This window comes from Alcanivorax sp. HI0083 (assembly GCF_001635175.1).
In genome coordinates this window covers 1-1,541 of record NZ_LWFX01001088.1, presented here as the reverse complement: position 1 = coordinate 1,541, position 1,541 = coordinate 1, and the positions used below count along the sequence as shown (strand labels likewise).

The 1,541-nt window shown below is 41.0% G+C and carries 1 protein-coding gene and 1 pseudogene; both read left to right on the top strand.

The window, feature by feature from the left end:
* Positions 1-140 precede the first annotated feature (140 nt).
* Positions 141-1,295, top strand: coding sequence for a hypothetical protein (locus A3754_RS14595; protein WP_063520284.1), 1,155 nt, complete (start codon positions 141-143; stop codon positions 1,293-1,295).
* An 85-nt stretch (positions 1,296-1,380) separates the two neighbouring features.
* A pseudogene (locus A3754_RS14590) lies at positions 1,381-1,541 on the top strand (IS256 family transposase); the annotation flags it as partial.

Genomic DNA, 1,541 nt, shown 5'->3' with positions numbered 1-1,541 from the left:
ATAGAGAATGATTATTTTTCTATCGATGACGCGGGGATGGAGCTTCGTAAAAATTACTCTTTTAGCAATCTTGAGGTGGTGTTTTATGAGGATGGCTCTGAAGAGTGGATCGATAAGACAAAATTTTTTCTGGGGGTGTGATGGAAATCCTTCTGATTGAAGATGATGACAATAAACGTGCTGACATTGAGGCTTTTATTAGTTCGTTGATACCGGGCGGGGTTGGATTAGAGTTTGCCTGTGCTCTGGATGATGCTAGGAGAAAAATTCTCGCTAAGTCTTATGATTTGATTGTGTTTGATTTTTTTCTTCCATTATCAAGACAGGATGGCTTATCCACTCCGCAAGATGTATCAAATGAGCTGGCTGCTGATTTCAGATATAGCAAAAACTATCAAACTGAAACAATTGCGATAACACAGTACAAACTTGATGACTCTAAAGGGATTCCGGTTTTTAATGGGGCTGGAATTAGCGTGGTTCATTACGCTCAGGATGATGAATCCTGGAAAGATAGTTTAAAACAAAAAATTAACAGGGTTAATAATTTCGTCAGGTATGATTTTTTGATCTTTTGTGCTCTAACCAAGGAAAGGGATGGGTATCGCCTTACTGACGCTGAAATAGGTGATTTTCGAAACATAGACGGGATGAGCTGTCTGGATCTTTGTATCGCCCAAAAAAAAGGCTTGTGTCTGGTTCCTAAAAAACCAGGACTGGTTAATATGGCTGTCATTGCGGCTAAAGCCATCGAGAAATTTCAGCCAAAAATAGTTGCCATGAGTGGAATTTGTGCAGGTGTTGAGGGTGATTCAAAGCTAATGGATTTGGTTGTTGGTCAGCTTTGCTGGGAATATCAAACTGGAAAATTTAAAGCTAATAAGTTTCAGTCTGAGCCTTATCAGATATCGATACCTCATGATCTTGAGGTTGATCTTTCGCAGTTTATTCAGGGTGAAGATTTAAAGAAAAAGATAAGAAAAGGGCTTTTTTTTGAGAAAATGAATGATTTTGATATTATTTTGGCTCCACTATCTTCTGGTTCGGCTGTTATTTCGGATAATAAAAAAATGCAGGAGATAGGTGAGCAGCATCGAAAAATGGCGGCACTTGAAATGGAAATGTTTTCAATGTACGAGGCAGCCTATCAGTCTCTCTGTGCTCCATTGTTTTTTGGGGTTAAGGCCGTGGTTGATATGGGGGATGATAAAAAAAATGATCAGTTACATGCTCCTGCATGTGCAACATCTGCGCGGTTTGTTTATGAGTTTTTATCTTGGAAGCTTCAATCATGACTGATTTCCTCACAAGGATGCTGGCGTCGGGTAGTGTTCAGAATTCTGTGTCACTTCTTTAATCTACACACCAAAGAGGTGATACATGACCAAACCCACATTCGACATTGATGCTGCTCTCAAGGCCCTACAGGAAGGCAAAGACCTGACCGGCAAAGACGGCATTCTCACGCCGCTGATCAAGCAGCTCACAGAAGCCGCGATGCAAGCCGAGCTGGACAATCATCTTACAGAAGAGACCGCGCC

Excerpts from the sequence above, each read along its gene's own strand:
- A3754_RS14595 (WP_063520284.1), top strand. The coding sequence starts at position 141 with ATGGAAATCCTTCTGATTGAAGATGATGACAATAAACGTGCTGACATT.